This is a genomic window from Meiothermus granaticius NBRC 107808, assembly GCF_003574355.1.
In the GTDB taxonomy this organism is placed as follows: Bacteria; Deinococcota; Deinococci; order Deinococcales; family Thermaceae; genus Meiothermus; species Meiothermus granaticius.
In genome coordinates, this window is sequence record NZ_QWLB01000080.1 from 1 (window position 1) to 4,818 (window position 4,818).

Consider the following 4,818-nt stretch of genomic DNA (forward strand, 5'->3'; position numbering starts at 1 on the left):
TACCCCACCGGCTTCAAGCCCCACCCCGGTTCCCCCCTCGGCAGAGCCTCCCAAGCCAGACACCAACCACTACGTGGAGGTCAAGGCGCCCATCGTAGGCACTTTTTATGCTGCGCCTTCCCCCGATGCCCCACCCTTCGTGAAGGAAGGAGATCGGGTGCAGAAGGGCCAGGTGCTGTGCATTATCGAGGCCATGAAGCTGATGAACGAGATCGAGAGCGAGGTCTCCGGTACGGTAAAGCAGCTTTTGGTGCGCAACGGCGAGCCGGTGGAATACGGTCAAGCCCTGTTTTTGATTGATCCGGCTTAGTCACGGAGGGTCTGCTGCAAAAGCCTGTGACCCGCTCGAAGAGGGTTTATGTTCAAGAAAATCCTAATTGCCAATCGAGGTGAGATTGCCCTGCGTGTGCTGCGCGCAGCCCGCGAGCTGGGCATTGAAGCGGTGGTGGCCCATTCTGAGGCCGATGCCCAGTCGTTGGCGGTGTTGTTGGCGGATGAGGCCATCTGCATTGGCCCGCCGGCCTCCAAAGACTCCTACCTGAACATCCCCAACCTGCTTTCTGCGGCCATCATTACCGGGGCCGATGCCATCCACCCAGGGTATGGTTTCCTGGCGGAGAACCCGCAGTTTGCGGAGATGTGCCGGGACTATGGGATCGTGTTTATCGGCCCCACCCCGGAGTCCATGCACAGCCTGGGTTCAAAGGCCGGTGGGCGGGAGATTGCTCGAGCATCGAACGTGCCTACGGTACCGGGAACGGGGGTTTTGCAAAGCGCCGAGGAGGCGATCGCGGCAGCGGAACAGATCGGCTACCCGGTGCTGCTCAAGGCCAGCGCAGGAGGGGGGGGCCGGGGGCAGAGGGTGGTGCGCAGCGCAGAGGAGATGGCCTCCGCCTTCACCCAAGCCCAGCTCGAGGCTCAGAACTACTTTGGTGACCCCGCCCTGATCTTGGAGAAGTTTATCGAGCTGTTCCGTCACGTTGAGGTGCAGGTGATGGGCGACGGCAAGGGGCATGTGGTGCACGTGGGTGAGCGCGACTGCTCGATCCAGCGCCGCAACCAAAAGCTCATTGAGGAAGCCCCCAGCCGGTTGCCCGAGGAGTTGCGCCAGGAGATCTTAGCCGCCGGGGTGCGCCTGGCCAAGCATGTGCAGTATGCCGGGGCGGGGACCCTAGAGTTCATCGTAGACCCGGAGGGGCACTACTACTTCATGGAGATGAACACCCGCATTCAGGTTGAGCACTGTGTTAGCGAGATGATCTCGGGGCTGGATTTAGTCAAGCTGCAAATTCTGATTGCGGCAGGAGAGCCCTTTACCCTGCAGCAGGAGGAGATTGAGCTCAAAGGGCATGCCATCGAGTGTCGGATTAACGCAGAGGACTACCAGAAGGATTTTCGCCCCAGCATCGGCAAGGTTGAGACCCTACATTTTCCGGGCGGCCCTGGGGTGCGGGTGGATTCCCACCTCTACACCGGCTACTCCATTCCCCCCAACTACGATTCCCTGGTGGCCAAACTGATCGTCCACGCCCCCAGCCGCGAAGAGGCCATTGCCCGAATGCGCCGGGCCCTGGGAGAGACCGCCATCGAGGGGCCAGGGCTCAAGACCACGGTGCCCTTCCACCTCGAGGTGATGGACAACAGCTTCTACCGGCGGGGGGCAATTTACACCAACTTCGTCAATACCCGGATGGCGGAGAAGGTGTGAGGCGGGCCTGAAGCCGTATGGAAGACAACCCCTGGCAAACCCTGGGCGTCCAAACCGTTTACGACAACCGCTGGATCCGGGTGGAGCACCGGGAGGTGCTCCACCCAGGCGGGGGCCGGGGGATCTATGGTCTGGTGCACTTCAAGAACCGGGCGATCGGGGTAATTCCCCTGGAGGCCGATGGCAGTACCTACCTGGTAGGGCAGTACCGCTACGCCCTGGGGCAGTATTCCTGGGAGCTCCCTGAGGGCGGGGGTCCCCTTGAGGAGGATCCGCTGGAAGCGGCCCGGCGTGAGCTGCGCGAGGAGACCGGCCTCGAGGCCGACCATTGGCAACTGTTGTTGAAAATGCACCTCTCTAACTCCGTCACCGACGAGGTCTCGCTGATTTATCTGGCCCGTGGATTGCGGTCTGGCCCGGCGCAGCCGGAGGAAACCGAGCGGCTGAGGGTGGAGCGGTTGCCCTTTGAGGAGGTGTACCGCCGGGTGGTGGCTGGGGAGATCACCGATGCAATCACGGTGGCCGGGGTGCTGCGGGTGCAGGCTTTACGGCTGGCTGGAGAGCTTTGAGGTTGGGGGCTGGGGCGCACGCCTAACCTGGGTACACCAGGTACACTGGTGAGCGATGAGCTTTGGACTCCTGCGCTATCTCTCCGACCCGCTGGCTTTTTTGGTGGCTTTTGCGGCCTGTGCTTTTGGCCTGGTCGTTCACAACCTGTTTCAGGCCTGGCTGGCCGACCGCTATAGAGATGGGGATCCTCGCCGCTATGGCTTTCTGAGCCTGGAGCCTCGAGTGCATCTTGACGCTCTGGGCTTGCTGTTTCTGGCCATCCTCGGGTTTGGGTTCCCTCGACCGGTGCCTTTCCGGCTGGTGGGGGGCAAGGCAGCCCGGGTGGCCTTGATGGGGCCGCTGGGGTTTTTTGTGGCGGCGTTCTTCTATGAGCTGCTGGGTCGGTTGCTGGGGGGGCTGAGCCCTGCCACCGGCAGTATTGCATTCGGGTTTCAGATCGCAGCCGCGCTGATGTTGGCCCATGCCGCGGTGTTCCTCTTTCCAGTGCCGCCCTTGGACGGGGCTCGAGTGGTGTATGCGGTGGGCGGCCTGGAAGCCCGGCGCTTTATGGACCAGCTTCAGAACTACGGCCCGCTGGGGTTTTTTGTGATCTTTTTGGTGCTTTCCCTGACCGGCATTCTGGGCTCGGTGGTAAGCGGTTTGGCCGGACTGCTGAACGCCCTCTTCCGCTTGATGGGGTTATAGGAGGGTAGATGGGGCTGCTTTCATACCTGCAAACCGATCCGCTAACCTTCTTCCTATTGGTTGCGATCCTGGTGATCTCGCTCTCCGCTCACGAGTGGGGCCATGCCATCGCGGCTCTGTGGATGGGGGACCCCACCGCTCAGGAAAGGGGCCGCATCAGCTTCAACCCGCTGCGACACCTGGACCCGTTCGGTACTTTGCTGCTGCTCTTGGTGGGGTTTGGCTGGGCCAAGCCGGTACCCATCAACCCCAATAATTTCCGCCGCTATCGCTGGGGGCTTTTTGTGGTGAGCATCGCTGGAATTGTGATCAACCTGCTCATGGCCTTGCTGCTAACCCTGCTGCTGCGGGTCTTGGTGGGGACCTACCCTGCCGAGGTGGCGGCCACCTTTGGGCGCAACGGGCATAACCTACCGGGGACTATAGCCCTGGCGGCGCTTCTGGCAGCCAGCATTAACCTCAGCCTGGCGGTGTTTAACCTGTTGCCGATCCCCCCTTTGGACGGCTCGAAGATCCTGCAGAGCGTGCTGCCCTCGAGGCTTCAGCCTTACCTATGGCGGCTCGAGGCCAACCCCACCTACACCCTGGTGGCGATGGTGCTGTTTCTAACCGTGCTGCGCCAGCCGGTCGCCGGTCTGATTGGTTGGGTGCGCACCGGGTTCTTCGGGGCGCTCATTCCGGGGTTTTGATCTCCAGCCACTCCCGCAAGACCCGCAGGTTGTGGGCATCCTCCCCGGTGCTGCGTGGGGTTTCCATGATAGCGATCTTGTGGCTGAGCCGTGGGTCGGTGATGAACCCGCGCAAGCCCAGACCAATCTGCCCCAGCAGCAGCCCGGCATGCTGATCCACATGGCTCTCAAAAGCCCCCTTGGAGTCGTTGAGATGGACCACTGGGACCCGCTCGAGCCCCAGGGTTTTTTCCAGGTCATCCAGCACCTTTTGGGGGGCTTGGTGCAGCGGATACCCTGCGGCAAAGGCATGGCAGGTGTCGAAGCAAACCCCCAGCGGGGTGTCCTTGATCAGGTCGCGCAGGGCCTCGAGGGTATTGCCCAGCAGCCCCTTGCCGCCGGCGGTGTTTTCCAACAGCAACTGAGGGCCTTTCTTACCGAGCTTGGCGAGTTCTCTGGCCCGCAGGGCGCCCTTCCGGGCTTGCTCGGGGTGGGCCGAGCCAGGGTGTACCACCACGTACTCCGCTCCCAGGGCCTGGGCCTTGGCCAGATCATCGGCCAGGCTGAACACGCTCCGCTCCCATAGCTCCCCTTCGGCTCCCAGGTTGATCAGGTAGGAAGCGTGGATCACTGTGGGCAGCCCGCCCAGGTTTTCCCTGCGGGCCCGGAAGCCCTCGAGCTCCCCCGGCTTGGTCGGGCGCAGCTTCCAGGATCGGGGGCTTTTGGCGAAGATCTGGATTGCCGAGAGCCCCAGCCGTTCTGCTTCCTGCGCAGCCCCCTCGAGGCCCAGCTTGCCCGAGATCGAGACGTGAAAACCATAGCGCATAGGGCCTGAGATCCCCTTTACTTTAGGACCTCGATGGCCACCGGGGCGATTCCATCCATTTGGATTTGCCGAGCCGCCGCCTGGGACATGTCGAGGATATGCCCCTTGGTGTAGGGCCCCCGGTCGTTGATGCGCACGATCACGCTGCGCCCGTTTTTGAGGTTGGTCACCCGTACCCGGGTGCCAAACGGCAGGGTGCGATGGGCCGCGGTGAGGGTGTGGGCGTTAAACGCTTCGCCGCTGGCCGTGCGCCTGCCGTGGAAGCGTCCCCCATACCAGGTTGCGGTGCCCTGTTGAAAAAAAACGGCTTTGGGTTTGTTGGCCGCGCGCTGGGGGGTGGGTTGAGGAGGGCGGATGGGGGC

Annotated in this window: 7 protein-coding genes; 5 read left to right on the forward strand and 2 right to left on the reverse strand. The window is 62.6% G+C overall.

Translation table 11 applies throughout. From position 1 onward, the window contains the following. From accB to Mgrana_RS16420, 5 genes are all read left to right on the forward strand, one after another. A partial coding sequence (gene accB, locus Mgrana_RS16400; protein ID WP_119358653.1) for an acetyl-CoA carboxylase biotin carboxyl carrier protein occupies window positions 1-310 on the forward strand: 310 nt, incomplete at its 5' end. A 48-nt stretch (window positions 311-358) separates the two neighbouring features. Beyond that, a complete protein-coding gene (gene accC, locus Mgrana_RS16405) occupies window positions 359-1,708 on the forward strand; it encodes an acetyl-CoA carboxylase biotin carboxylase subunit (protein WP_119358654.1) in 1,350 nt (449 codons plus the stop codon). Between the two features lie 17 nt (window positions 1,709-1,725). Beyond that, window positions 1,726-2,277: an NUDIX domain-containing protein gene (locus Mgrana_RS16410; protein ID WP_119358655.1), complete on the forward strand. Its 552-nt coding sequence runs from the start codon at window positions 1,726-1,728 to the stop codon at window positions 2,275-2,277. Between the two features lie 55 nt (window positions 2,278-2,332). Continuing rightward, window positions 2,333-2,962: a site-2 protease family protein gene (locus Mgrana_RS16415; protein WP_119358656.1), complete on the forward strand. Its 630-nt coding sequence runs from the start codon at window positions 2,333-2,335 to the stop codon at window positions 2,960-2,962. 14 nt (window positions 2,963-2,976) lie between these two features. Next, the gene (locus tag Mgrana_RS16420) at window positions 2,977-3,651 is read left to right on the forward strand and encodes a site-2 protease family protein (RefSeq protein ID WP_170146514.1); all 675 of its coding nucleotides are present in this window, start codon (window positions 2,977-2,979) and stop codon (window positions 3,649-3,651) included. Here Mgrana_RS16420 and Mgrana_RS16425 read toward each other — a convergent pair. After that, complete coding sequence (locus Mgrana_RS16425; protein WP_119358658.1) at window positions 3,635-4,456, reverse strand: deoxyribonuclease IV; 822 nt, start codon at window positions 4,454-4,456, stop codon at window positions 3,635-3,637. The two genes, Mgrana_RS16420 and Mgrana_RS16425, sit on opposite strands and share 17 nt — an antisense overlap. 17 nt (window positions 4,457-4,473) lie before the next feature. Then, window positions 4,474-4,818 (reverse strand): septal ring lytic transglycosylase RlpA family protein (locus tag Mgrana_RS16430; RefSeq protein WP_147371320.1); only part of this gene is annotated, 345 nt, incomplete at its 5' end.

Excerpts from the sequence above, each read along its gene's own strand:
- accC (WP_119358654.1), top strand. The coding sequence starts at position 359 with ATGTTCAAGAAAATCCTAATTGCCAATCGAGGTGAGATTGCCCTGCGT.
- Mgrana_RS16415 (WP_119358656.1), top strand. The coding sequence starts at position 2,333 with ATGAGCTTTGGACTCCTGCGCTATCTCTCCGACCCGCTGGCTTTTTTG.
- Mgrana_RS16410 (WP_119358655.1), top strand. The coding sequence starts at position 1,726 with ATGGAAGACAACCCCTGGCAAACCCTGGGCGTCCAAACCGTTTACGAC.
- Mgrana_RS16425 (WP_119358658.1), bottom strand. The coding sequence starts at position 4,456 with ATGCGCTATGGTTTTCACGTCTCGATCTCGGGCAAGCTGGGCCTCGAG.